The organism is Halomonas sp. BC1, assembly GCF_002078135.1.
GTDB lineage: Bacteria > Pseudomonadota > Gammaproteobacteria > Pseudomonadales > Halomonadaceae > Vreelandella > Vreelandella stevensii.
The window spans coordinates 533,567-556,228 of record NZ_LFGS01000004.1 but is presented as its reverse complement, the minus strand read 5'-3'; the positions used below and the strand labels follow the sequence as shown (position 1 = coordinate 556,228).

Annotated in this window: 21 protein-coding genes; 4 read left to right on the top strand and 17 right to left on the bottom strand. The window is 62.1% G+C overall.

The genetic code is table 11. The features are described from left to right. Window positions 1–162: 162 nt before the first annotated feature. Complete coding sequence (locus B7L72_RS18865; protein WP_016916118.1) at window positions 163–294, bottom strand: hypothetical protein; 132 nt, start codon at window positions 292–294, stop codon at window positions 163–165. Window positions 295–521: 227 nt separating this feature from the next. Between B7L72_RS18865 and B7L72_RS04140 the strand changes: the two genes are divergently transcribed. Then, window positions 522–1,280: a winged helix-turn-helix domain-containing protein gene (locus B7L72_RS04140; RefSeq protein WP_016916119.1), complete on the top strand. Its 759-nt coding sequence runs from the start codon at window positions 522–524 to the stop codon at window positions 1,278–1,280. Between the two features lie 17 nt (window positions 1,281–1,297). After that, window positions 1,298–2,920: an ATP-binding protein gene (locus B7L72_RS04135; protein WP_081192713.1), complete on the top strand. Its 1,623-nt coding sequence runs from the start codon at window positions 1,298–1,300 to the stop codon at window positions 2,918–2,920. Here B7L72_RS04135 and B7L72_RS04130 read toward each other — a convergent pair. Further along, entirely contained in the window at window positions 2,883–3,821 is a 939-nt protein-coding gene (locus tag B7L72_RS04130) for a LysR family transcriptional regulator (RefSeq protein WP_081192711.1), read from the bottom strand. The two genes, B7L72_RS04135 and B7L72_RS04130, sit on opposite strands and share 38 nt — an antisense overlap. A 99-nt stretch (window positions 3,822–3,920) precedes the next feature. On the opposite strand from B7L72_RS04130, the gene metE reads away from it, so the two are divergent. Beyond that, a complete protein-coding gene (gene metE, locus B7L72_RS04125) occupies window positions 3,921–6,218 on the top strand; it encodes a 5-methyltetrahydropteroyltriglutamate--homocysteine S-methyltransferase (protein WP_081192709.1) in 2,298 nt (765 codons plus the stop codon). A 49-nt stretch (window positions 6,219–6,267) separates the two neighbouring features. Here the strand turns inward: metE and ppk1 are convergent, their stop codons facing one another. Both ppk1 and hemB read right to left on the bottom strand, forming a co-directional pair. Then, window positions 6,268–8,478 (bottom strand): polyphosphate kinase 1, encoded by a 2,211-nt coding sequence (ppk1, locus tag B7L72_RS04120; protein WP_081192707.1) that lies wholly within the window; start codon window positions 8,476–8,478, stop codon window positions 6,268–6,270. A gap of 115 nt (window positions 8,479–8,593) precedes the next feature. Further along, entirely contained in the window at window positions 8,594–9,601 is a 1,008-nt protein-coding gene (gene hemB / locus B7L72_RS04115; protein WP_081192705.1) for a porphobilinogen synthase, read from the bottom strand. A 185-nt stretch (window positions 9,602–9,786) separates the two neighbouring features. Here hemB and elbB point away from each other — a divergent pair, with 185 nt between their 5' ends. Continuing rightward, window positions 9,787–10,446: an isoprenoid biosynthesis glyoxalase ElbB gene (gene elbB, locus B7L72_RS04110; RefSeq protein WP_081192703.1), complete on the top strand. Its 660-nt coding sequence runs from the start codon at window positions 9,787–9,789 to the stop codon at window positions 10,444–10,446. Window positions 10,447–10,530: 84 nt separating this feature from the next. On the opposite strand, the gene tatC is transcribed toward elbB, so the two are convergent. The 13 genes from tatC to B7L72_RS04045 form a co-directional block, all read right to left on the bottom strand. After that, window positions 10,531–11,307, bottom strand: coding sequence for a twin-arginine translocase subunit TatC (gene tatC, locus B7L72_RS04105; protein WP_081192702.1), 777 nt, complete (start codon window positions 11,305–11,307; stop codon window positions 10,531–10,533). After that, window positions 11,304–11,720, bottom strand: coding sequence for a Sec-independent protein translocase protein TatB (gene tatB, locus B7L72_RS04100; RefSeq protein WP_081192701.1), 417 nt, complete (start codon window positions 11,718–11,720; stop codon window positions 11,304–11,306). Before tatB ends, tatC begins: the two co-directional genes overlap by 4 nt. A 3-nt stretch (window positions 11,721–11,723) precedes the next feature. Beyond that, window positions 11,724–12,005: a Sec-independent protein translocase subunit TatA gene (tatA, locus tag B7L72_RS04095; RefSeq protein WP_039181664.1), complete on the bottom strand. Its 282-nt coding sequence runs from the start codon at window positions 12,003–12,005 to the stop codon at window positions 11,724–11,726. Window positions 12,006–12,029: 24 nt separating this feature from the next. Next, window positions 12,030–12,383, bottom strand: coding sequence for a phosphoribosyl-ATP diphosphatase (locus B7L72_RS04090; protein WP_081192700.1), 354 nt, complete (start codon window positions 12,381–12,383; stop codon window positions 12,030–12,032). Between the two features lie 54 nt (window positions 12,384–12,437). Further along, window positions 12,438–14,060 carry a ubiquinone biosynthesis regulatory protein kinase UbiB gene (gene ubiB, locus B7L72_RS04085; protein ID WP_081192698.1) on the bottom strand — a complete coding sequence of 541 codons (1,623 nt, stop codon included), beginning with the start codon at window positions 14,058–14,060 and terminating at the stop codon, window positions 12,438–12,440. Beyond that, on the bottom strand, window positions 14,057–14,719 hold the full coding sequence (locus B7L72_RS04080) for a ubiquinone biosynthesis accessory factor UbiJ (RefSeq protein WP_081192696.1): 663 nt from the start codon (window positions 14,717–14,719) through the stop codon (window positions 14,057–14,059). The genes ubiB and B7L72_RS04080 overlap by 4 nt, the downstream gene beginning before the upstream one ends. Before the next feature lie 37 nt (window positions 14,720–14,756). Beyond that, window positions 14,757–15,512 carry a bifunctional demethylmenaquinone methyltransferase/2-methoxy-6-polyprenyl-1,4-benzoquinol methylase UbiE gene (ubiE, locus tag B7L72_RS04075; RefSeq protein ID WP_016916132.1) on the bottom strand — a complete coding sequence of 252 codons (756 nt, stop codon included), beginning with the start codon at window positions 15,510–15,512 and terminating at the stop codon, window positions 14,757–14,759. Between the two features lie 121 nt (window positions 15,513–15,633). Continuing rightward, window positions 15,634–16,062 carry a gamma-butyrobetaine hydroxylase-like domain-containing protein gene (locus B7L72_RS04070; protein ID WP_016916133.1) on the bottom strand — a complete coding sequence of 143 codons (429 nt, stop codon included), beginning with the start codon at window positions 16,060–16,062 and terminating at the stop codon, window positions 15,634–15,636. Between the two features lie 86 nt (window positions 16,063–16,148). Beyond that, window positions 16,149–17,471: an ATP-dependent protease ATPase subunit HslU gene (gene hslU / locus B7L72_RS04065; RefSeq protein WP_081192694.1), complete on the bottom strand. Its 1,323-nt coding sequence runs from the start codon at window positions 17,469–17,471 to the stop codon at window positions 16,149–16,151. A 9-nt stretch (window positions 17,472–17,480) separates the two neighbouring features. Further along, the gene (gene hslV / locus B7L72_RS04060; protein WP_039181652.1) at window positions 17,481–18,014 is read right to left on the bottom strand and encodes an ATP-dependent protease subunit HslV; all 534 of its coding nucleotides are present in this window, start codon (window positions 18,012–18,014) and stop codon (window positions 17,481–17,483) included. A gap of 169 nt (window positions 18,015–18,183) precedes the next feature. Continuing rightward, window positions 18,184–18,978 (bottom strand): SPOR domain-containing protein, encoded by a 795-nt coding sequence (locus B7L72_RS04055; RefSeq protein WP_081192692.1) that lies wholly within the window; start codon window positions 18,976–18,978, stop codon window positions 18,184–18,186. A gap of 3 nt (window positions 18,979–18,981) precedes the next feature. Continuing rightward, on the bottom strand, window positions 18,982–20,667 hold the full coding sequence (gene argS, locus B7L72_RS04050; RefSeq protein ID WP_081192690.1) for an arginine--tRNA ligase: 1,686 nt from the start codon (window positions 20,665–20,667) through the stop codon (window positions 18,982–18,984). A gap of 144 nt (window positions 20,668–20,811) precedes the next feature. Beyond that, window positions 20,812–22,662: primosomal protein N' (locus B7L72_RS04045; protein WP_081192688.1), on the bottom strand; the 1,851-nt coding region annotated here is incomplete at its 5' end.

The following is a 22,662-nucleotide window of genomic DNA, read 5'->3' as shown; positions in this document are numbered from 1 at the left end:
ACGTGCTGTTGATGTTCCCGCTGGTGGGCTTGATTGCCTGGTTTTTGTTGGGGCCCAAAGGGTAGCGTAACCAACGGCTAACACTGTTGAACAGGCAGATATTAAAAAAGGCAGGCCCTATGGGCCTGCCTTTTTGCGATCAGTGCGATGGACGCGCTCGAGTCAGCTGTTACTATCGCTGGGTGGGGCCTTGTAATGCCCCGGGATTTTCAACTTCTCACCGTTGGGCAGATCGCGCACCTGGGTGGGTACATAAACACGCTTGATCACACTTTTTGCCTTGCCATTTTCCATGGCGATATCCTCCTGCCACATTGTCGACAGTTGCGCATTCACATTAGCGCTTGATGGTGGAAGAATCAAGCCACCCACGGAAACGTCAGGGAGATGGGTGCTGAACGTTGATCAAGGGGCAGGCGTTACCGCAGTTTTAGGGTATCCTGAAAGCGCTCACAACCTGCGGTTGCAGAGGGGATGTGCGGGTGACAACACAAACTGCCTAAGCGGAGTGAAGGAAAAGGATGGTGGATCACTTGGAACAGCAATTTCAAGCACTTGGATCGCAGGAGGCGGTAACGCCCGACTACCCCGACCAGGATCATGTGCTGATTATTGAAGATGATCAGCGCTTGGCGGAGCTCACCCGTGACTACCTGGAAGCCAACGGCTTTCAAGTGACGATCGAAGCGGATGGTGCCAAGGGGGTAGATCGTATCCTGACGCTGCAGCCGGATCTGGTGATTCTGGATCTCATGCTGCCCGGTGAGGATGGCCTGGCCATCTGCCGCCGTGTGCGGCCCAATTTCGCCGGGCCGATCATGATGCTCACCGCGCGCACCGACGACCTGGATCAGGTGCTGGGGCTGGAGATGGGCGCCGATGACTACGTACCGAAGCCGGTACAGCCCAGGGTGCTGTTGGCCCGTATGCGTGCTCTGTTGCGGCGTGCCGACGGCCCTGCTCCCGACGGTGAAATGCGCCTGAAGTTCGAGAATCTGGAAATCGACAACGCCACCCGCGAGGCCTGGTTGGCAGGTGATCGCATCGACTTGACCAGCGCCGAGTTCGACCTTTTATGGTTGCTTGCCCGCAATGCGGGGCGGGTGTTGACGCGGGAAGAGATCTTCAGCGATTTGCGCGGCATCAAGTACGATGGCCAGGATCGCTCGATCGATGTGCGGGTCTCCCGTATTCGCCCCAAGATTGGCGATGACCCCAATCAGCCTCACCGCATCAAGACGGTGCGTAGCAAGGGCTATCTGTTCGTCAAGGACAGCTAACCAGGAGAGGTCGCCCAATGCGGCGAGTGCTGAGTCACGGCTCGTTTTTACGCTTCTACCTGCTGCTCGGGTTGGCGCTATGCGCGGTGTTTCTGATTGCCCTGGGGGGGCGCTCGTTCATCGAGCAGGTGCGTCGCGAGGATTACCGAGAGCAGCTGGCTGCACTGCCTATGTCGATGATGACTCAGCGACTGGCCAGCGTGGCTGAGGAGGAGCGGGAAGCGCTATTGGGCGAGCTCTCCGAGCGCCTGGGCATGCAGCTAGCGCTGCGTCGCATGGCCGATACCCCGCTGGGCTATTTCGAACGATCCCGCATCGAGCGGGGTCGTGTGCTGGTGGAGGAATCCCCCTGGCAACTGCGCCAACGTTTGCCGGATTCTCCTCGCCAGCATGAGGTATGGCTGCTGGAAGCGAATTTTGCGGCTTGGGGGGAGCGCCAATGGCAGGGTAGCCTGGTGGCGTTGGGCGAATGGCTGGCCAGCATGCCGCCTCAGGAACGGGCCGATACCCTCAGCCACTTGCGCCCTGGCAGCTGGCCATTGACGCTGCTGAGCGCACCACCAGAAGACCTGACTGCCGAACAGCGCTTTCAGATGACGCTCGGGGGTGTCATTACCCGACTGATGTCCGACAAGCTCGCCATCACGCTGGTCTACCAGCTCCCCGTCCCGCCGGGCGACGCTCCCCAGTGGCTACAGGCAGGACCGGTGACCCGGGGCGACACGCTGCCGCTCAACTTGCATCTTCCTTTACTGGTTGGCCTGATGGCCGTGCTCAGTCTGATCGTTTATCTGATCATGCGCAGTATCGAATCACGCATGGCGCGACTGGAGCTGGCGGCAACCCGCATCGCCAGTGGCCGCCTGGAAACCCGTGTAAAAGTGGAAAGCGGTGATTTTCTCGGCCGTGTCGGCATGGCTTTCAACGGTATGGCCAATCAGGTACAGAGCTTGCTCCGTGGCCAGCAGGAGATGATCCGCGCGGTCTCCCATGAGCTGCGCACCCCGGTGGCGCGTATCCGCTTTGCCGTGCAGATGGTGGAAGACATGACCGACCAGCCGGCCATTCAGAGGCAGCTACAGGGCATCGATGCCGATATTACCGAGCTGGACGAACTGGTCGATGAGATTCTGACCTATGCCCGGTTGGGGGGAGACACCCTGCACGGTGGCGAGCTTGAAATGAGTCTGGTCGACTGCCGTGCCATGGCCAACCGGGTCATCGATACCCTGGCCCCGCTGCACGCAGGCCTTACGCTTGAGCTCGACCCTGGCCCAGACATCGAACTGCTGGCCGAGCCTCGCTATCTTCAACGGGCGCTACAGAATCTGGTCGGCAATGCCTGTCGTTACAGCAAAACACAGGTGATCATTCGGCTCTGGGATGAGCCCCACCTCGTGCGCATCGACGTGGAAGACGATGGGCCGGGCATACCGCTGGAAGCCCGGGCCGATATCTTCAAGCCGTTTGCCCGGCTGGACGATAGCCGCGCCCGCAGCTCGGGCGGGTATGGCCTCGGGTTGTCCATCGTGCAGAAAATCATGAGTGGTCATGGCGGCAGCGTCACCGTGGACAGCAGCCCAGCGCTGGGCGGCGCCCGCTTTACCCTGCTGATTCCTCGTCGCGATTCGCCGGCCTGATCCCGGAGAGTACCGCAAAGGAGGTCTCCTGAGCCGTGCGTAAAAAGTCCTGCATCCACGGCGCCTCCATGGTCTCTTCACGAATGGCCGCGTACAGCGTGCTCCAGATGCCCTGTTCGCCCAGCTTGACGGCACTGACGTAGTGGCGCTCCAGATACTCGGTCAAGGCCCAGTTGGGCAGCGCGCAAACCCCACGGCCGCTGGCCACCAGCTGCATCATCATGATGGTCAATTCGGCCGTACGAATCTCCTTGGGGCGCACATTAGCGGGCGTCAGGAATTGGGTGAAGACGTCCAGTCGTGACTGCTCCACTGGGTAGGTGATCAACGTCTCTTCGGCCAGCTCGGCGGGCAGAACATAGGCACTGCCCGCCAGGCGATGCTGGCGGGCTACGGCCAACAACCCCTCGTAGCGAAACAGCGGCTCGTAGTGGACCCCTTCCAGTGGCTGTGGGTCGGCGGTGATGACCAGGTCCAGCTGCTCGCGTGCCAGGGCAGGTAGCGGGTCGAAATGGTGGCCGCTGGGGATGTCGATTTCCACCTCTGGCCAATGGTCACGAAAATAGTCCACGGTGGGCATCAGCCACTGAAAGCAGCTGTGGCATTCGATGGCCATGTGCAGGCGCCCCTGCTCGGTGCCTGCCAAGCGCGCCAGGTCTCGCTCGGCCTTGCGTACTTCGGGCAAAATATCATCGGCCAGCGCCAACAGGCGCAAACCGGCGCGGGTAAATTCCACGGGGCGCGTCTTGCGCACGAACAGCGCGCTATCGATACGGCCTTCCAGGTCTTTCAACTGGTGGGAAAGCGCTGACTGGGTGAGGTGCACGCGCTCGGCGGCTTCCACCAGCGACCCCGTTTCCCTCAGCGCCAGTAGCGTGCGCAAATGGCGTAGCTCAATCATGGTGAGTAATTTTCATGTTTTATATTAGAATCTTTAGTTTGATTCACTTTTGTGCGGTGAGCAAACTGAGTGACATCATTCGCATGGGAAGGATTCATCATGACAGTGTCTCATATACTCGGCTACCCCCGCATTGGTGCACGACGTGAGCTGAAGAAAATCACCGAGGCTTACTGGCGCGGTGAGGCCGACCGAGAAGCTTTGGAGAGCACCGCTCAGGCGCTACGGCTCCATCATTGGCAAATTCAGCAGGCGGCTGGGCTGGACATGGTCAGCGTCGGTGACTTCGCCTTTTACGACCAGGTGTTGAATGTTTCGGTCATGTTGGGGGCGGTACCCGAGCGCTTTGATGCTGCCGATGAAGTCAGAGACGGCAGGGTAGACCTGGATACCATGTTTCGCATGGCTCGCGGGCGAGCACCTGACGGAAAACCCGCTGCCGCTTGCGAGATGACCAAGTATTTCGATACCAACTATCACTACCTGGTGCCCGAACTTCACCAGGGCCAACGCTTCACACTGGCCTCGGAGCGGCTGTTCGATGAGGTCGATGAAGCGCTGCAGGCAGGGTTCACCCCCAAGGTCACACTGGTAGGGCCTCTGACCTGGTTGTGGCTTGGCAAGACCAAGGGCAGCCGTTTTGATCGACTCACGCTGTTGGATAGCGTGCTGGATGTCTACAGCGATATCCTGGCGCGCTTGGCGACCCAGGGCGTGGAGTGGGTGCAGCTCGATGAGCCTGCTCTGGTGCAGGACTTGCCCGTGGCCTGGCAGCAGGCGTATGAACGCGCTTATCATCGCCTTCAGGCGGCACCGTCTAAACTGTTGCTGGCGACCTATTTTGGCGCCCTGGGCGATAACCTTGCCTTGACCACTCGACTGCCGGTCGCTGGGCTGCATATTGATGCTGTGCGTGCTCCAGAGCAGGTCGAAAGTGTTATCGACCGTTTGAGTCCGCACCAGATTCTTTCGCTCGGTTTGGTCGATGGCCGCAATGTCTGGCGGGCCGATTTGGCCGCCTTGCGTGAACGCCTGCTGCCCATCAAGGTGCGTCTCGGCCGGCGGCTCTGGCTGGCGCCCAGCTGCTCGCTGCTCCATGTGCCCGTGGATTTGGCCCAGGAAGATAGCCTGGACCCGGAGCTGCGATCATGGCTGGCCTTCGCTCGTCAGAAATTGGACGAGGTGGTCAGCCTGGCGCGTCTGATCGACAACCGCGCCACGCCTGCCGATGAGCAGCGCTTGAACGAGGCCACACGTGCGCTGGACACGCGGCGTGAGTCGCGGCGTATCCACCAGCTCGAGGTAAGCACGCGCCTCGCAGGCATCACACCAGCAGATAGCCAGCGACGGTCAGCTTACCCCCAACGCGCGCTGGAACAGCGGCGTGCGCTGGCGCTCCCACTGTTTCCCACCACTACCATTGGCTCCTTCCCGCAAACCAGCGAGATTCGTGAAGCACGACGAGCATTCAGAGCCGGTGAGCTTGGACAGGCCGATTACGACGCGAGAATGGCGCAGGAAATTGCCTATGTCATCGCACGCCAGGATGCTCTGGGGCTGGATGTATTGGTACATGGCGAAGCCGAACGTAACGACATGGTGGAATACTTCGGTGAACAGCTGGACGGCTTTGCCTTTACCCGATTTGGCTGGGTACAAAGCTACGGTTCACGCTGCGTCAAACCGCCGATCATCTATGGTGATGTAGCCCGCCCCGCGCCCATGACGGTGCGTTGGAGTGAGTACGCCCAGTCGCTGACGCAAAAACCGATGAAGGGCATGTTGACCGGCCCGGTGACGATTCTTCAATGGTCCTTCGTGCGTGATGACCAGCCCCGAGCCCTCACCTGTCGCCAGATAGCCCTGGCACTGCGTGATGAAGTTCGTGACCTGGAAAGCGCGGGAATTCGGGTGATCCAGATTGACGAGCCCGCCCTGCGTGAAGGCTTGCCGCTGCGCCAGAGTGAGTGGCAGACCTACCTGGACTGGGCCGTCGAGAGCTTTCAGCTCAGTGCGGCGGGGGTTGCCGACAGTACCCAGATTCACACCCATATGTGTTACTCGGAGTTCAACGATATCATCGGTGCCATTGCGGCCCTGGACGCGGACGTGATCACCATCGAGACATCGCGCTCGGACATGCAGCTGCTGGATGCTTTTCAGGACTTTGCTTACCCTAATGAAATTGGGCCTGGGGTATACGACATTCACACGCCCAACACTCCCGAGGTGAGCTGGATGGCAACGCTCATGGAGAAGGCGTTGGAAAAGATTCCCGCTGAACGGCTATGGGTCAATCCTGACTGCGGGCTGAAAACCCGTGAGTGGGCCGATGTGGAGCCGGCCCTGGCCAATATGGTGAAAGCTGCCCGCCAGCTGCGCCAGCAACACACGTGAGAGGGAAGTGTGCCTGAGCTGCCCCGGCTACCAGGCCAGGGCGGCGGCCTCAGCTCTTCGTGGCGTAAGCGTAGAGCAGCGTTTCCTGGGCGCTGATGGCATCGCCGTGGCCTGGGTCCTGGAGCTGGTAGCTGCCATCGCTCTGCAGTAGCCAGCTTTGGCAGTTATCGACCAGGTAGGTCTCCAGGTCCTTGCGCACCCGGGTGGCGAGCTTCTTGTCCAGCAGCGGGAAGCAGGTTTCCACGCGGTGGAACATGTTGCGCGACATGAAGTCGGCGCTGGAGCACCAGGTTTCCGGTTTGCCGTCGTTATGGAAGTGAAAGACTCGGGTATGTTCCAGAAAGCGGCCAATGATCGAGCGTACGCGAATGTTGTCTGATACGCCCGGCACGCCGGGTTTCAGGCAGCACATGCCGCGAATGATCAGGTCGCACTCCACGCCCGCCTGAGAGGCTCGGTAAAGCGCCTTGATCAGCTTGGGCTCGGTCAGCGAGTTGCACTTGATGATGATATGGCCACGTTTGCCCTTGCGGGCGATCTGGGCTTCCCGATCGATCATTTCCACCAGCCGCTCGTGCAGCGTGAACGGCGCGTGCAGCAGCGTATCGATCTTACGCGCGCGGCCCATGCCCGAGAGCTGCTGGAAGACCTTGTGCACGTCGGCACACAGCGCCTTGTTGGCAGTCAGCAGGCTGTAGTCGGTATACAGCTTGGCGGTCCTGGCGTGGTAGTTGCCGGTGCCCAGATGTGCATAGTGACGCAGCTCACCCCGCTCACGGCGGACGATATGCAGCATCTTGGCGTGGGTCTTGTAGGCCATGATGCCGTAGATGACGATGGCCCCGGCTTCCTGTAGGCGCGAGGCAAGCTGCAGGTTGTCTGCTTCGTCGAAGCGTGCCCGTAGCTCGATGACCACGGTGACCTCCTTGCCCTGGCTGGCGGCATCCACCAGCGCGCTGACGATGGAGGAGTCGGCACCGGTACGGTAGAGCGTCTGCTTGATGGCCAGAACGTCTGGATCGCGTGCGGCTTCGCGCAGCAGGTCTTCGATGGGGGAGAAGGCCTGGAAGGGGTGGTGCAGCAGAATGTCGTTGTTGGCAATGGCGCTGAACAGGCTGCCGCCCTTCAAGCCCTTGGGCACGCTGGGGGTAAACGGGCGATAGAGCAGCTCGGGGCGGTCCACGTCGCCCAGCACGGCCATCATGCGGGTCAGGTTCACTGGCCCCTGTACGCGGTATAGATCGTCGTTGTCCAGCTCGAACTGGCGTAGCAGGAAGTTGATGAGCTCATCCGGGCAGTTATCGGCGACCTCCAGGCGTACGCCGCTGCCATAGCGCCGTGCTAGCAGCTCGCCGCGTAACGCCGATGCCAGGTCTGAGACCTCTTCCGGGTCGACGGTCATGTCCGCATTGCGGGTCAGGCGGAACTGATAGCAGCCGCGCACGCGCATGCCGGGGAACAGCTCTTCGGCATGGGCATGTATGAGCGAAGACAAAAAGACATACTCGGTGTAGCCCTCTGCACACAGCTCTCTGGGCAAGGCCATCAGCCGTGGCAGCGAGCGTGGGGCGGGCAGAATCGCCATGCCGCCAGCACGGCCAAAGGCGTCTTTACCATCGAGCTCGACGATGAAGTTGAGGCTTTTATTGACCAGCCGAGGGAACGGATGAGAGGGGTCCAGGCCGATGGGGCTGATGACCGGCATGATCTCGTTATCGAAAAATTCCCGCGCCCAGGCCTTCTGCGCCTCGGTCCATTGATCGCGGCGGCGAAAACGTAGCCCCTGGGCTTCCAGGGCAGGCAGCAGGGTGTCATTGAGGATCGCGTATTGGCGGGCGATTTGCTGGTGGGCAATGGTGGAAATCTCCCCCAGCACGGCCTTGGGTAAGCGACCATCGGCGGCGGTGGTGTCATCGCCCAGCGCCATTTGGTGCTTGAGCCCCGCGACCCTGATTTCGAAAAACTCGTCCATGTTGGACGAGAAGATCAGCAGGAACATGAGACGGTTCAGCAGCGGATGCGCATCGTCCAGCGCCTGCTCCAGCACGCGAATATTGAACTGCAGGTGCGAAAGCTCGCGGTTGAAGTAGAGCTGTGGGTCATCCAGGTCGGCTTCCGGAAGCACTTCACGGGCCTGTACTCCCGTCGGTGTACGGTTGACCCGTAAAGGCAGTGCCTCGGTACTGTCGCTCACGAAAGTCTCGTTACCGGGCACGGTACTGCTGACATCGGTGGTGGAATCGGCTGAGTTGTCTTCCATGCTGGCCCCCTGCGGTAATGGCGCTTGCCTGTGCTGCTTGTTATAACGCGAATTGCGTTAAGTATGCAGGGGCAAGATGACAAACAGGTGTCACCGATTTGTCATCCTGGTGGCATCAGCGCTGCAGCAGACGCGCCGCTTCCAACGCGAAGTAGGTCAATATGCCGTCGGCCCCCGCCCGCTTGAAGCACATCAGCGATTCGAGAATCACCGGCTCTGCGGCCAGCCAGCCGTTGTCGAAGGCCGCGCGGTGCATGGCGTACTCACCGCTCACCTGATAGGCGAAGGTTGGCACCTGCAGCTCGCTTTTGACACGCTGCACTACGTCAAGGTAAGGCATGCCTGGCTTGACCATCACCATGTCGGCACCTTCGGCGATGTCCAGCGCCACTTCGTGCAGTGCTTCGTCGCTGTTGGCGGGGTCCATCTGATAGGTGCGTTTGTCGGCCTTGCCCAGGTTGGCGGCGGAGCCGACGGCATCCCGGAAGGGGCCGTAGTAGTTCGACGCGTACTTGGCGCTGTACGCCATGATGCGCACGTTGTGCAGCTGCTCCTGCTCCAGTACCTGGCGAATCGCACCAATCCGGCCATCCATCATGTCGGAGGGGGCCACGACGTCGGCGCCGGCTTCCGCATGAGAAAGAGCCTGCTTGAGCAGCGTGTCCACCGTACGGTCGTTTTGCACGTAGCCCTGGGCATCGAGAATGCCGTCCTGACCGTGGCTGGTGTACGGGTCCAGCGCCACATCGGTGATGATGCCAAGCTCTGGCACGGCTTCCTTGAGGGCACGCACGGTGCGCTGTACCAGGCCACTGGCATTGTAGGCTTCTTCGGCCAGCTCGCTTTTTTGCTCGGCGCCGATCACCGGAAACAGTGCCAGGGCCGGTATGCCCAGGGCATGGGCCTCCTTGGCTTGCTCGATCAGCAGGTCGATCGACAGACGCTCCACGCCGGGCATGGAGGCCACCGCTTCACGCTGATTTTCGCCTTCCAGCACGAACACCGGCAGAATCAGGTCGTTGGGCGTCAGGGTCGACTCCTGCATCAAGCGGCGTGAGAAGTCGTCCCGGCGCATGCGGCGCATTCGGGTGGCGGGGAAGTGGCGCGGGCTTGAGGTGTTCAACGGCTCTCTCCAGGCAGTCTCGAAAAGGGTGCCCCACGAGCATTGGCCAACAGCGCGGTCAACTCTCTGGGCGTGGGTTGAGTATATCAGTCATGCCATGCAGCGAAAGCCGCCTTGTGGCCGCAGGGCAGACTGACTAAAGTGAGTCACTCAGCCATTCGCATGGCTTCGACAAGGAGAGAGGTATGACCAAGCAGGTAGCGGTGGTATTAGCTGGCTGTGGCGTGTTCGACGGTTCGGAAATCTACGAAACGACCCTGACACTGCTGCGTCTGGATCAGTTGGGCATCGGGTATCGCTGCTTTGCACCCGATGTAGAGCAGCACCATGTCATCAACCACCTGGATCAGACGCCGGTGGAGGGTGAGCGACGCAATGTGCTACAGGAGTCGGCCCGTCTGGCGCGTGGCGAGATCAGTCCGATCACCGAGCTGGTGTCCGATGACTTCGATGCGGTGATCGTGCCTGGCGGCTTTGGCGTTGCCAAGAACCTGTCCGACTTTGCCATGCAAGGCGACGAGATGCAGGTGCTGGAAAGCGTCAAGGAGGCGCTGGCAGGATTCAAGAAAGACGCCAAGCCGATTGGCTTGATGTGCATTTCCCCGGTCATGGTGCCCCGGCTGTTGGGGGATGGCATCGCCGTCACGGTAGGTCATGATCCGGGCGTATCTGGGGCGATCAGTGCCATGGGCGGGCTGCACCGTAGCTGCGGCGTAGAAGAGATCGTCGTGGATCTCGAGCATCGCGTGGTCACCACGCCTGCCTATATGCTGGCAACGCGCATCAGTGAAGCTGCCACGGGCATCTTCAAACTAGTGGAGCGTATCGATGAAATGATGGGCTAGGCTGGCTGGCAAGCCCGTAGGGAAAAAGCCTCTGTCATCGTGGGATGACAGAGGCTTTTTAATGGCCTTGAGCATACAGGAGCGCTAGTCGGTCTGCTCTTCCTCGGTGGTTTTTGGCTTGCGCACCAGACGGCCAAACAGCAACCCCACTTCGTACAACAAGTACATGGGAATCGCCAGCAGGCTTTGAGAAATCACATCGGGCGGCGTCAGCAGCATACCGACGACAAAGCAGCCCAGTATGATATACGGGCGCTTCTTCGACAGGCTTTCCACGGTCGTCGCGCCGGAGAGAATCAGCAGGAACGTGGCGATGGGTATTTCAAAGGCCACGCCAAATGCAAAGAACAGCTTGAGCACGAAGTTCAGGTACTGGTTGATGTCGGTCATCACCGCGACATTTTCCGGCCCCGTTTGGGTAAAAAACTCGAACAGCAGCGGAAACACCACGTAATAGGCAAACGCTGCCCCAGCATAAAACAGCGCCACGCTGGAAACGAGAATCGGAATGGCCAGCGCTTTCTCGTTATCGTAAAGCCCCGGCGCCACGAAGGCCCAGGCCTGGTGCAGCACGAAAGGAATGGCAATGAAGACCGCCACTACCAGTGTCAGCTTGAAAGGTGCCAGGAAGGGCGAGGCGACCTCGGTGGCAATCATCTGGGAACCTTCGGGCAGCAGTGCCATCAGCGGCTCGGCCACGAAGGTGTAGATATCGTTGGCAAAAGCATAGAGCCCCAGGAAAATCACCAGGATCACCACGACCGCCTTCATCAAGCGCGAGCGCAGCTCGATCAGATGCTCGATGAGAGGCGCCTGGCCCTGGTCGTTGTGCGGTGGCTGGGAGTTGCCAGACATGCTCATGAGTGGGGTCTATCCTTTTGATCGGCCGTATCGGTGTCGCTCGGCAGGTCTTCACGCACGGTCTGCAAAGCGTCATCCAGTCGTGCGCTGGCCCTGGCCACCCGCTGTTCGGTGTCTGCCTGGGCGGAAGGCTGGGCAGGCACGGCTGAAGGGGCGTCAGCAATGCTCTCGACATCCTGCTTGGCTTTTTTCAGGCTGTCATCGAGCTTTTTCTGCTGCTCATTCAGCTTTTGCCGCAGCTCTTCGGCTTCCAGTTGGGCACTGATTTCACGCTGCATGCCGGATACCGTGCGCTTGATCTTGCCGATCCATAGACCCGCCGTGCGCGCCGCCTTGGGCAGGCGTTCCGGGCCCAGCACCAGCAGTGCCACGACGCCGATGAGCATGAGTTCAAGAAAGCCGATATCCAGCATGGGTTATTTGCGCTCTTCGTTGCGGTCGCCAGAGTGAACGTCTGCCGCTGGCTTCTGCTCAGCTTGAACGTCGTAGGTGTTGCCGTTCTCTTCGTGGGCGACCTTGGCCTGAGGCTGGTCAGAGGGCTTGTCGCCGTCCTTCTCTTCCTCGTGCATGGCTTTCTTGAAGCCCTTGACCGCGCCGCCCAGGTCGGTGCCCACGTTACGCAGTTTTTTGGTGCCGAAAATCAGGATGATGATGCCCAGAACAATCAGCAGCTGCCAAATACTGATACCACCTAACATATGCGTTTCCTCATGGATGCAGGGTTAACGTTGTGATCGGGACGCTTTTTCGTCGTGACCAGAGATTCCAAACCGTCGCGCAAGCTCGTCCAGCACGGGCTGATGGTCCAGGTCCAGATGCGACAGCATGACCAGGCTATGAAACCACAGGTCGGCCGTTTCGGCGATCAACGCTTGACGGGCCTGCTCATCGCCGTGCTCGGCATCCTTGGCGGCCAGCAGCGTTTCGGTGGCCTCTTCGCCCACTTTCTCGAGTATCTTGTTCAAACCCTTATGATGCAAGGAGGCAACATAAGATTCTTCTGGTTGGGCATGGCGACGCTGTTTCAAAACGTCGGCCAGGGTGTCCAGTACGGGGGCTTGGTTGGCATCTGTCATGGTGTTCTCGTTATTCATCGCAATAGAGTGTCATCCGGCACGCACTGGAAAGGCTCACTGCCAGATCAGCAGCAGCAACCCGACCCCGGCAGCTGCCAGAATCGGCCAATCCTGGGTGGCGGCCCAACTGCTCAGCGGCTGCCAGGCAAGCGCGATGGCCACGAGTGCCAAACCGATGCGCAGCCGATGCTGGCGTTTGCCCTGTTGTTTCAACTGGTGGCGCATCTGGCTGAGCGCGGTGACCTGCTGATGCCGCTGGCGGTGTTCATGTTCCATGCGGCTGAGCGCCTGATGTGCCAGCGCCGGCAGCTCTGGCAATTGATGCGAAAGCTCCGGCGCCTGGCGCTTGAGCGATGCCCAGAGCCCGCCGATACCGGCACGCTCTCTCATCCACTTTTCCAGGTAGGGCTTGGCGGTGCTCCATAGGTCCAGCTCCGGGTAGAGCTGACGCCCCAGCCCTTCGATGTTAAGCAGGGTTTTCTGCAGCAGCACCAGCTGCGGCTGAACTTCCATGTTGAAGCGTCGCGCCGTTTGAAACAGCCCCAGCAGCACCTGCCCAAAGGAAATATCCTTCAGAGGCTTTTCCAGAATCGGTTCGCACACGGTACGAATGGCTGCGGCAAATTCGTTGGCACGGGTGTTCTCGCCCACCCATCCCGACTCGATGTGCAGGGAAGCGACCTCGTAATAGTCCTGATGGAAAAAAGCCAGCAGGTTGCGCGCCAGATAATCCTGGTCTTCCCGGGTGAGGCTGCCCACGATACCGCAGTCGATGGCGATGTACTGGGGGTCGTCCGGGTCGTCACAGTTGACGAAGATATTGCCGGGATGCATGTCCGCGTGGAAGAAGTTGTCCCGGAATACCTGGGTGAAGAATAGTTCCACGCCGCGCTCGGCGAGCTTTTTCAGATTGGTGCCGCGGGCCCGCAAGGTCTCCAGGTCGGCCACCGGTACGCCGCGAATGCGCTCCTGCACCATCACGTGGCGCCGGGTGTAGGGCCAGTAGATGGTGGGCACGAAGAGGAGCGGCGAGTCCTTGAAATTACGTTTGAGCTGAGAGGTGTTGGCCGCCTCCTTGTAGAGGTCCAGCTCGTCGAACAGGGTGGCTTCATAGTCGCGAATGACTTCTACCGGGCGCAGGCGTCTGGCTTCGGGCACTTTGGCCAGCAGCTTCGCTACCTGGTACATCAGCCCCATGTCCTGGCGCATGATTCGGTCGATGCCGGGGCGAATGATCTTGACCACGACCTCTTCGCCACCGTGCAGGGTGGCGGCGTGCACCTGGGCGATGGAGGCCGAGGCGAGGGGCACGCGGTCGAAGGCCGCAAAGGCCTCCACCAGGGTCATGCCCAGCTCTTTCTCCACTCGGGCCGCTGCCAGCTCGCCAGCAAAGGGCGGCACCTGATCCTGCAGACGTTTCAGCTCGTCGGCAATGTCTTCCGGCAGCAGGTCGCGGCGGGTCGAGAGCATTTGGCCGAATTTGATGAAGATCGGGCCCAGTGCCTCCAACGCCAGCCGCAGCCGCTCGCCGCGGCTGCGCTTGCCCACCGGCACCAGTTGGAGGGGCGAAAAACGGGTCAGCAGCCGCAGCCAGAGTGGCATGCGCTCGGCAGGTACGAGCGTGTCCAAACGGTGCCGCGTGACTACCCAGAGAATCTTGAATAGCCGCAGGCTCATTCGCTCGGCTCCTCGGGCGCGCTGGCCTTGGTCAGCTGGGTAAGGCGCCGATTCAAGCGCTGCAGTCTGGCATCCAGGCGGTCGGTGGCGATTTCCAGCTCGGTGAGGTGATCGCGCAGCACGTCGCGCTGCTGACGGCCCGGCAGCAGGCGTGCCTCTTCGAAGACATACTCCGACACATCCTGCAGTAGCTCGTCCTTGGCGCGCAGCCCCCAGCGCGCGGCTCGGCGTAGCCCTTCGGCCAGCGAATGGGCGGGCATGTCACCCAGCCAGTGCGCCAGCTCGCCTTCCCAGTCGATCTCCAGGTCCAGCAGCAGCTCTCGGGTGGCCTCCAGCAAGTGCACTTGGCCTCGAATGGCCAGCTTGCCCTCGAACATCAGCCGCTCCACGGAGGCACCGCTGAGCCACTCTGAGAGGGTTTCCGGGGTCAGTTCGACCACCGCATCCACGTTGCTTTCATCGACGTCGTCGCCGTGCTGCAGGTCCAGTCCGGCATTGTGATAGCAAAGCAGCAGCGCCAGCTGTGGCTTTTCCAGACGCACCAGCAGGCGGCTGCCCGCCAGCGCGGCCAGCCGCCCAGGGGCAGCAGGGTCACGGGCAAGCAGTGCGTTCAGCGTACGTTCACAACCGGCCAGCAGCAGGGTCGGGGTGACTAGCATGCGGGCCTCATCGTCCGGTGGGTCAGCGTGCGAGGCGTCATAGCTTGATGCCGCGGTGCAGGGCGACGATGCCGCCGGTCAGGTTGGTGTACTCCACTCGATCGAGCCCGGCGGTTTCCATCATGCCCTTCAGGGTTTCCTGGTCGGGGTGCATGCGGATCGATTCGGCCAGATAGCGGTAGCTTTCGCCGTCGCCGGCGACCAGTTCACCCATTTTGGGCAACAGCCGGAACGAGTACTCATCGTAGGCCCTGGAGAGCAGTGGGTTGTTGGGTTTGGAAAACTCCAGCACCAGCAGGCGGCCGCCGGGCTTGAGTACCCGTGCCATGGAGCGCAGCGCGGCGTCCTTGTCGGTCACGTTGCGCAGGCCAAAGGCGATGGTGATGCAGTCGAAACTGTTGTCCGGGAAGGGCAGACACTCGGCATTGGCCTGGACGTACTCGACGTTGCCACCGACGCCGTTGTCCATCAGCTTGTCGCGGCCTACCTTGAGCATGGAGGCGTTGATGTCGGCCAGGACGACCTTGCCGCGGGGGCCGACCAGACGCGAGAACTTGAGGGTCAGGTCCCCCGTGCCGCCAGCGATGTCCAGCACATGATGGCCGGGACGAACGCCAGCACGCTCGATGGTGAGGCGCTTCCACACACGGTGGATGCCCATGGACATCAGGTCGTTCATGACGTCGTAGCGAGCGGCGACCGAGTGGAAGACATCGGCGACGCGTGAGGCTTTTTCGTCGACCGGGACTTCCTGGTAGCCAAAATGGGTGGTGCGTTTTTCCGTGGGGCTCATGGGGCTTCAGCTCCCGAGTTCGAGGCGGTAGTAGTCGACCATAAGGTCATCGCAATCATTGATTGGCAACATTGTAGCCTTCTCGAGCCTGCTTTGTCTGCGCTTCACCTGGGGCGCGGCGTCACAGCTGCTTGAATTGAATGCCCGCAGGCTCGCGGGAGGCGCCTGCTGCTTCCAGCCGCTCGAGGTAGTTGTTCCAGTAGGCGTGTTGATGCGTCGCTAGGTCGTGCAGGTAGTTCCAGCTGTAGAGGCCGCTGTCGTGACCATCGTCGAAGTGCAGCTTGAGGGCGTAGTTACCCGCTTGGGTGATGTTCTGCAGGCCGACGTCCTTCTTGCCCACTTGCAGGACCGCCGTGTCGCCACCGTGTCCACGCACTTCGGCAGAGGGGGAGTAGACGCGCAGCAGCTCCACGGGCAGCCGGTAGGTGTCGCCCGAGGCGTAGCCGAGTTCCAGCTCGCGGGCCTGCTTGTGGTAGTGCACTCGGGTGGGGACCGGGGCATCGGGGGTAGAGGGCGTGTGGGTAGACGTGTGGGTGTTGGAGGCGTTCATGGTCGGGGCACTCATGGTTGGCGTGACGTCGTTCAGGCACGAGTGACACCTGGCCGGGGTAGCCAGGTGTCGGGGTGCGGCAGACGTTACAGAATATAGCGGGAGAGATCTTCGTCTACCGCCAGTTCTCCCAGCTGCGCGTTGACGTAATCTGCATCGATCACCAGCGGGCTATCCATATCGCCGCCTTTGAAAGAGGCCTCTTCCAGTAGCCGCTCCATGACCGTGTGCAGGCGGCGCGCACCGATGTTTTCGGTGCCTTCGTTGACCTGCCAGGAGATCTCCGCGATGCGCTCGATGCCGTCGGGAGTGAACTCCACGTCCAGCCCTTCGGTGCCCAGCAGCGCCTGATACTGCTTGGTCAGCGAGGCGGAAGGCTCGGTGAGAATGCGCTTGAAGTCGCCGGGAGTAAGGGCATCCAGCTCCACGCGAATGGGCAAGCGGCCCTGCAGCTCGGGGATCAGGTCGGAAGGCCGCGCCAGGTGGAAAGCACCGGAGGCGATGAACAGGATATGGTCAGTCTTCACCATGCCATATTTGGTCGACACCGTGGAGCCTTCGATCAGTGGCAGCAGGTCGCGCTGCACGCCCTCGCGTGATACTTCACCACCGCTGGACTGGCCACTGCCCTTGGCCACCTTGTCGATCTCGTCCAGGAAGACGATGCCGTGCTGCTCGACGGCCTCGACGGCGCGGGCCTTGATCTCCTCTTCGTTGACCAGCTTGCCCGCTTCCTCGTCACGCAGCAGCACCAAGGCTTCCTTGACGGTAACGCGACGCTTTTCACGCTTTTGCTGGCCCATGTTGGAGAACAGGCTCTGCAGCTGGCTGGTCATCTCCTCCATGCCCGGCGGCGTCATGATGTCGATGCCCTGGCTCTGGGCGGTGATTTCGATGTCGATTTCCTTGTCGTCCAGCTGGCCTTCGCGCAGTTTCTTGCGGAACAGCTGGCGCGTGCTGTTATCGTCCCGGGGCTGCTCTTCCTGGCCGCGGGGCGGCGGCAGCAGCGCATCGAGAACGCGGTCTTCGGCGGCATCTTCTGCGCGGTGGCCGACTTCTTCCTTGGCGTGCTCGCGCACCATCTTGATGGCGGCTTCCATCAGGTCGCGGATGATCGATTCCACGTCGCGACCCACGTAGCCCACTTCCGTGAACTTGGTGGCTTCGACCTTGATGAAGGGCGCACGGGCCAATTTGGCCAGGCGGCGGGCGATTTCGGTTTTACCCACGCCGGTGGGGCCAATCATCAGAATATTCTTGGGGGTGACTTCCGGGCGCAGATCATCGTCGAGCTGCATGCGCCGCCAACGGTTGCGCAGCGCAATGGCAACGGCGCGTTTGGCATCCTGCTGGCCGATGATGTACTGGTCCAGCGCATGGACGATTTCACGGGGTGTCATCTGAGTCATAAAGGGGCCTCAACGGTCGTCGATGTTCAGCTCTTCGAGCGTGACGTGGTGGTTAGTGAATACGCAGATGTCACCCGCGATTTGCAGGGATTTTTCGGTGATTTCACGGGCGGAGAGATCGGTGTTTTCGAGCAGCGCGCGGGCGCTGGCCTGGGCAAAGTTGCCCCCCGAGCCGATGGCGATGATGCCGCGTTCGGGTTCGACCACGTCACCGTTACCGGTGATGATCAGCGAGGCGCTGTGGTCGGCTACGGCCAGCAGTGCTTCCAGACGGCGCAGGGCGCGGTCGGTGCGCCAATCCTTGGCAAGCTCCACGGCCGCCTTGGTGAGATGGCCCTGATACTTCTCCAGCTGAGCTTCGAAACGTTCGAACAGGGTAAAGGCATCCGCAGTGCCGCCGGCAAAACCGGCCAGTACCTTGCCGCGATAGAGGCGGCGAACCTTGCTGGCGTTGCCTTTCATCACGGTGTTGCCCAGTGATACTTGGCCGTCGCCAGCAAGAGCGACCTGGTTACCGCGGCGAACGGAGACAATGGTGGTCATGGAGATAACTCCTTGGGGGAGACGCGCTCCCGATGACTGATCGGCCACCCTGGGTGGCCGTAAAAAAAAGCGATTCCCAACAAAATGCGGGCGGCTGATGAAAAATCAACCGCCCGCTCGAGAAAGCCAGGTGATAAAACCGCGCCTTCAGGCGCGGTCAGGGGATAGCTCAGTTCTGCAGCTGTATCAGCAGGGGTTCGATCCCTTGAGTGCTCATCAGGTCCTGGGCGCGGTTCAGCTCCCGGGTATCCTCGTAAGGGCCTACCTGCACGCGGTGCCAGGTGTCGCCATTGGCCTGCACTTCGCTGATTTGTGCCAGCAAACTCAGGTTGCGCAGCCGGCCGCGCAGCTGCTCGGCGTCGCTGAGGTCGCGAAACGAAGCGGCTTGCAGCATGTAGCGGTTCGGCGTGCTGGCACTACTGCTGGTGCTAGTGCTGCTAGCGGCAGGCGGCTGGGTAGCCGCCACGGCGGCCTGCTCGTTGGGTCGCGTGTTGGCGGCAATGACCTGAGCAATCGGGTCGTTGGCGCTGCTGCCGGTGCTGCCCGGCGAGGCGTCGTCCGCGGCTGCCGCGTTGCTGGCAGCCTCTGTGGCGGCTTCGGCGATCTCAGGCCGAGTGATATTGGCCGGAATGGCGCCTCCCGGAGCGATGACCTCGGTTTCGGGGAGCAGCGTGTAGAACTCGAAGGTGGGCATGGCAGGCTCGGCCGAGGCTGCCTGCCCAGTGCCCTGGGCGTCTCCGCGCTCATCGCTGGAGGGCTTGGGCAGCACCGTGGCCTGGGGCGTGCTGCTCTGCTCCTGCCACGGGGCGGTGCCGTGCTGATGCTGCGCCAGGAAGAAGCCGGCGGCCACCCCGGCCACCCCCCACAGCCAGCCGGGAATACGCCACCCGTCGCCGGAGCGGCGAGCAGATTTACGCTGCGAGGTGGCGCCTCGACGGGACGGCTTGTTACGCGGGCTGGCCATGAATTACATCTCCTCTGGGGCACTGACCCCCATCAGATCCAGCCCGTTGCGCAGCACCTGACGTGTGGCCAGGCCGAGCGCCAGGCGGGTGTTGCGCAGCGTGTCGTCTTCGACCATGACCTTGACGGCGTTGTAGCAGGTGTGGAAGTCGCCCGCCAGATCCAGCAGATACTGGGCCACCTGCTGGGGCTCGCGGTTGCGGGTCGCATGTTCGACCACTTCCGGGTAGCGGGCCAGGCGGTTGAGCACGGCTTTTTCCTGATCGCTGTCCAGCAGCGCCAGGTTGGCCATTGCCACGCCGTGGTCGAAGGGCTGGCCTGCCTCTTCGGCCTTGCGCAGCATGCTGCATACCCGAGCATGGGCATACTGGATGTAGTACACCGGGTTGTCGTTGGACTGGGAGCGCGCCAGGTCGATATCGAAGGTCAACTGCGAGTCGGCGCGGCGCGCGGCCAGGAAGAAGCGGGTGGCGTCACGGCCGACTTCGTCGATCAGGTCGCGTATGGTGACGTAGCTGCCTGCGCGCTTGGACAGTTTCACTTCCACGCCCGAGCGGGTCACCATGACCATCTGGTGCAGCACATAGTCGGGCCAGCCCTGCGGAATGCCCACGCCGAGTGCCTGCAAGCCTGCACGTACGCGGGTAACGGTAGAGTGGTGATCGGCGCCCTGTTCGTTGATCACGGTCTTGAAGCCGCGCTGCCACTTGTTCAGGTGGTAGGCCACGTCGGGCAGGAAGTAGGTGTAGCCGCCTTCACGCTTGCGCATGACGCGGTCCTTGTCGTCGCCGAAAGCGGTGGTGCGCAGCCACAGCGCGCCATCCTGCTCGTAGGTGTGGCCGTTGGCGACCAGCGTCTCGACAGTGGCCTCGACCTTGCCGTCCTCGTAGAGGGAGGATTCGAGGAAGTAGACGTCGAATTCGACGCCGAAGGCTTTGAGGTCCAGATCCTGTTCGCGGCGCAGCCAGGCCACGGCGAACGCCTGAATGGCTCCCAGGTCGTCGGCATCGGCCTTGGCCGTCACCTTGCGGTCGTCGGCGGTGACCGTCTTGCCAGCCATGTAATCGGTGGCCACATCGACGATGTATTCACCGCGATAGCCATCGGCAGGCCAGCTCTCATCCTCGGGGCCCAGCCCCTTGGCACGGGCCTGCACGGAGAGCGCGAGGTTGTTGATTTGCGCGCCCGCGTCGTTGTAGTAGAACTCCCGAGTGACGTCATAGCCGCTGGCTTCCAGCAGGCGGCAGAGGCAGTCGCCAATCGCCGCGCCGCGGCCATGGCCCACGTGCAGCGGGCCCGTGGGGTTGGCCGAGACGAACTCCACCTGCACTTTTTCACCCTTGCCGATCAGGCTGCGACCAAAGGCGTCGCCGCTATCCAGTACCTGGGCAACGATCTGGGCGGCGGCATCGGCGGCGGCAAAGAAGTTGATGAAGCCGGGGCCTGCGATGTCGGTTTTCTGAATGGCGTCGCTGGCGGGCAGGGCGGCTACCAGGGCGTCGGCCAGCTCTCGGGGCTTCATGCTGGCGGGTTTGGCCAGCATCAGGGCCAGGTTGGTGGCGTAGTCGCCGTGGGCTTTGTCCTTGGTGGGGTCGACCTTGATGACCGGCTGTACATCGTTGGGCAGCACGCCTTGGTGCTTGAGCGCATCAACGGCGCCTTCGAGCAAAGCAATAATCGTGTCTTTCATGTCAATATCCGGGTGTCTTCGGTGGCGGCGTGTGCAAGCGCCCAAATGGTGCAGCGTCAAAGCGGCCATTATCGGCAATTGGCGCGCAGTTTCAAAGCCGTATTCCAGGCCGGGGCAGGCTGGGCGTCGCGGGCGTGGTCATGGCTAGGCCAGTGTTTGCGGGTCGATGTCCACGGACCAGCGCACCTTGCGCGCATCGCGATGAGCTTCCAGCCACTGTACCAGCCAGTGGGCCGCCGTGTGTCGGTGGCTGCGTTTCTGGGCCGTGATCATGACATGCAGGTGGTAGCGATTCTGGCGGCGCTCCATGGGGGCTGGCACTGGCCCCAGGCAGCGTACCGGCAGGTTGGCATCCGTGAGCCACTGGCGCAAGGCCTGTGCAGCCTGCTGAGCCAGCGCCATGGCAGCAGGCTCCTGGGGGCTCTCGACGCGCAGTAGCGCCATGAAACAAAACGGGGGAAGCTGTGCCAAGCGCCGCTCCTCCAGAAGGTTGCGGGCCAGGGCGCCATAGCCATGTTCGGCCAGCTGGCCCAGATGGGCGTCGTCGGGGTGCAGGGTCTGCACCAGCACGCGGCCTGGATGAGCGGCCCGCCCGGCTCGGCCAGCCACCTGCTCCAGCAGCTGGGCGCTATGCTCCAGCGCGCGGAAGTCGGCGGCATAAAGGCCGCCATCGGCATTGACCACCACGACCAGGGTGACGTGGGGCAAGTGGTGTCCCTTGGCCAGCATTTGCGTGCCCACCAGCAGGCAGGGCTCGCCGCGATGGATCTCCTTGAGCACCTGCTCGAAGCTCTCCTTCTTGCGGGTGCTGTCGCGGTCGATACGGTGTACGACGGTGTCAGGAAAGAGCCCCTGCAGGGTCTCTTCGGTACGTTCGGTGCCGCTCCCCAGTGCGCGCAGGTCGCCGCTGCCGCACTCGGGGCAGGCATCGGGCAGGGCGCGTCGGCTGTCGCAGTGGTGGCAGGCCAACAGAGGGGGCTGCCTGTGCAGCGTCATGCGGGCATCGCACTGATGGCACTCGGCCAGCCAGCCACAGTTGTGGCACGCCAGGCTGGGGGCAAAGCCGCGCCGGTTGATGAAGACCAGCGCCTGCTTGCCAGCTTTCAGCGTCTGGCGGATGGCTTGCAGCGCCCCGGGCAGAAGGCCTCCCTGGCGACGCTGATGGCGCATGTCCAGGAGTTCCAGCTTGGCGGGCGGGTGGCGGCTGGGGCGCTGGGTCAGGCGCAGGTGCCGATAGACGCCCGAGAGCGCTTGCTGAAGGCTTTCCAGCGAAGGGGTGGCGCTACCCAGCAGCAGTGGGATCTGGTGGTGGTGTGCCCGGGCCACGGCGAGATCCCGGGCGTGGTAACGAAGCCCGTCATGCTGCTTGTAAGAGCCGTCGTGCTCCTCGTCGACGATGATCGCACCAGGCTTGGCCAGCGGTGTGAAAATGGCCGAGCGGGTGCCGATGATGACCATGGCGCGCCCGCTGGCGGCGGCTTCCCAGACGTCCAGGCGCTCCGGGTCGGTGAGGCCCGAATGCAGGGCCACCACGGGCACCCGGAAGCGGCTCTTGAAGCGCGCCAGGGTTTGCGGCGTCAGGCCGATTTCGGGTACCAGCACCAGCGATTGCTTGCCCTTGGCGGCCAGCGCCTCGATCAACTGCAGGTAGACTTCGGTCTTGCCGCTGCCGGTCACGCCTTCCAGCAGGCATGGGTGGTAGCCGTCCAGCTTTTCGTGCAGCGCCGCCAGGGCCGTGGCCTGCTCACGGTTGAGGGGTAATGACGGCGTTGCCAGCAAGCTGCCGGAGACGGGCTGCCCCGCCGTCAGGGTGATCTCCTGGGGTTCGGCCAGACCCTTTTTTTGCAGCGCCTGGAGCTGTTCACGGGTGAACCCGTGGGCACTGATGGCCCGCCCTGCCAGCCCGTGGGGGTGCTGGCGCAACAGGCGGTAGAGCTCGGCCTGCCGCGGCGCGCGCTGTAGCGGCGTGTCATCGCCCTGACGCGCATGCCACAG

Excerpts from the sequence above, each read along its gene's own strand:
- ubiB (WP_081192698.1), bottom strand. The coding sequence starts at position 14,060 with ATGAGCCTGCGGCTATTCAAGATTCTCTGGGTAGTCACGCGGCACCGT.
- tatC (WP_081192702.1), bottom strand. The coding sequence starts at position 11,307 with ATGAGCATGTCTGGCAACTCCCAGCCACCGCACAACGACCAGGGCCAG.
- argS (WP_081192690.1), bottom strand. The coding sequence starts at position 20,667 with ATGAAAGACACGATTATTGCTTTGCTCGAAGGCGCCGTTGATGCGCTC.
- hslV (WP_039181652.1), bottom strand. The coding sequence starts at position 18,014 with ATGACCACCATTGTCTCCGTTCGCCGCGGTAACCAGGTCGCTCTTGCT.
- ppk1 (WP_081192707.1), bottom strand. The coding sequence starts at position 8,478 with ATGGAAGACAACTCAGCCGATTCCACCACCGATGTCAGCAGTACCGTG.
- B7L72_RS04130 (WP_081192711.1), bottom strand. The coding sequence starts at position 3,821 with ATGATTGAGCTACGCCATTTGCGCACGCTACTGGCGCTGAGGGAAACG.
- metE (WP_081192709.1), top strand. The coding sequence starts at position 3,921 with ATGACAGTGTCTCATATACTCGGCTACCCCCGCATTGGTGCACGACGT.
- B7L72_RS04055 (WP_081192692.1), bottom strand. The coding sequence starts at position 18,978 with ATGGCCAGCCCGCGTAACAAGCCGTCCCGTCGAGGCGCCACCTCGCAG.
- hslU (WP_081192694.1), bottom strand. The coding sequence starts at position 17,471 with ATGACTCAGATGACACCCCGTGAAATCGTCCATGCGCTGGACCAGTAC.
- B7L72_RS04140 (WP_016916119.1), top strand. The coding sequence starts at position 522 with ATGGTGGATCACTTGGAACAGCAATTTCAAGCACTTGGATCGCAGGAG.
- B7L72_RS18865 (WP_016916118.1), bottom strand. The coding sequence starts at position 294 with ATGGAAAATGGCAAGGCAAAAAGTGTGATCAAGCGTGTTTATGTACCC.
- ubiE (WP_016916132.1), bottom strand. The coding sequence starts at position 15,512 with ATGAGCCCCACGGAAAAACGCACCACCCATTTTGGCTACCAGGAAGTC.
- B7L72_RS04080 (WP_081192696.1), bottom strand. The coding sequence starts at position 14,719 with ATGCTAGTCACCCCGACCCTGCTGCTGGCCGGTTGTGAACGTACGCTG.
- tatB (WP_081192701.1), bottom strand. The coding sequence starts at position 11,720 with ATGCTGGATATCGGCTTTCTTGAACTCATGCTCATCGGCGTCGTGGCA.
- B7L72_RS04135 (WP_081192713.1), top strand. The coding sequence starts at position 1,298 with ATGCGGCGAGTGCTGAGTCACGGCTCGTTTTTACGCTTCTACCTGCTG.
- B7L72_RS04070 (WP_016916133.1), bottom strand. The coding sequence starts at position 16,062 with ATGAACGCCTCCAACACCCACACGTCTACCCACACGCCCTCTACCCCC.
- elbB (WP_081192703.1), top strand. The coding sequence starts at position 9,787 with ATGACCAAGCAGGTAGCGGTGGTATTAGCTGGCTGTGGCGTGTTCGAC.
- B7L72_RS04090 (WP_081192700.1), bottom strand. The coding sequence starts at position 12,383 with ATGACAGATGCCAACCAAGCCCCCGTACTGGACACCCTGGCCGACGTT.
- tatA (WP_039181664.1), bottom strand. The coding sequence starts at position 12,005 with ATGTTAGGTGGTATCAGTATTTGGCAGCTGCTGATTGTTCTGGGCATC.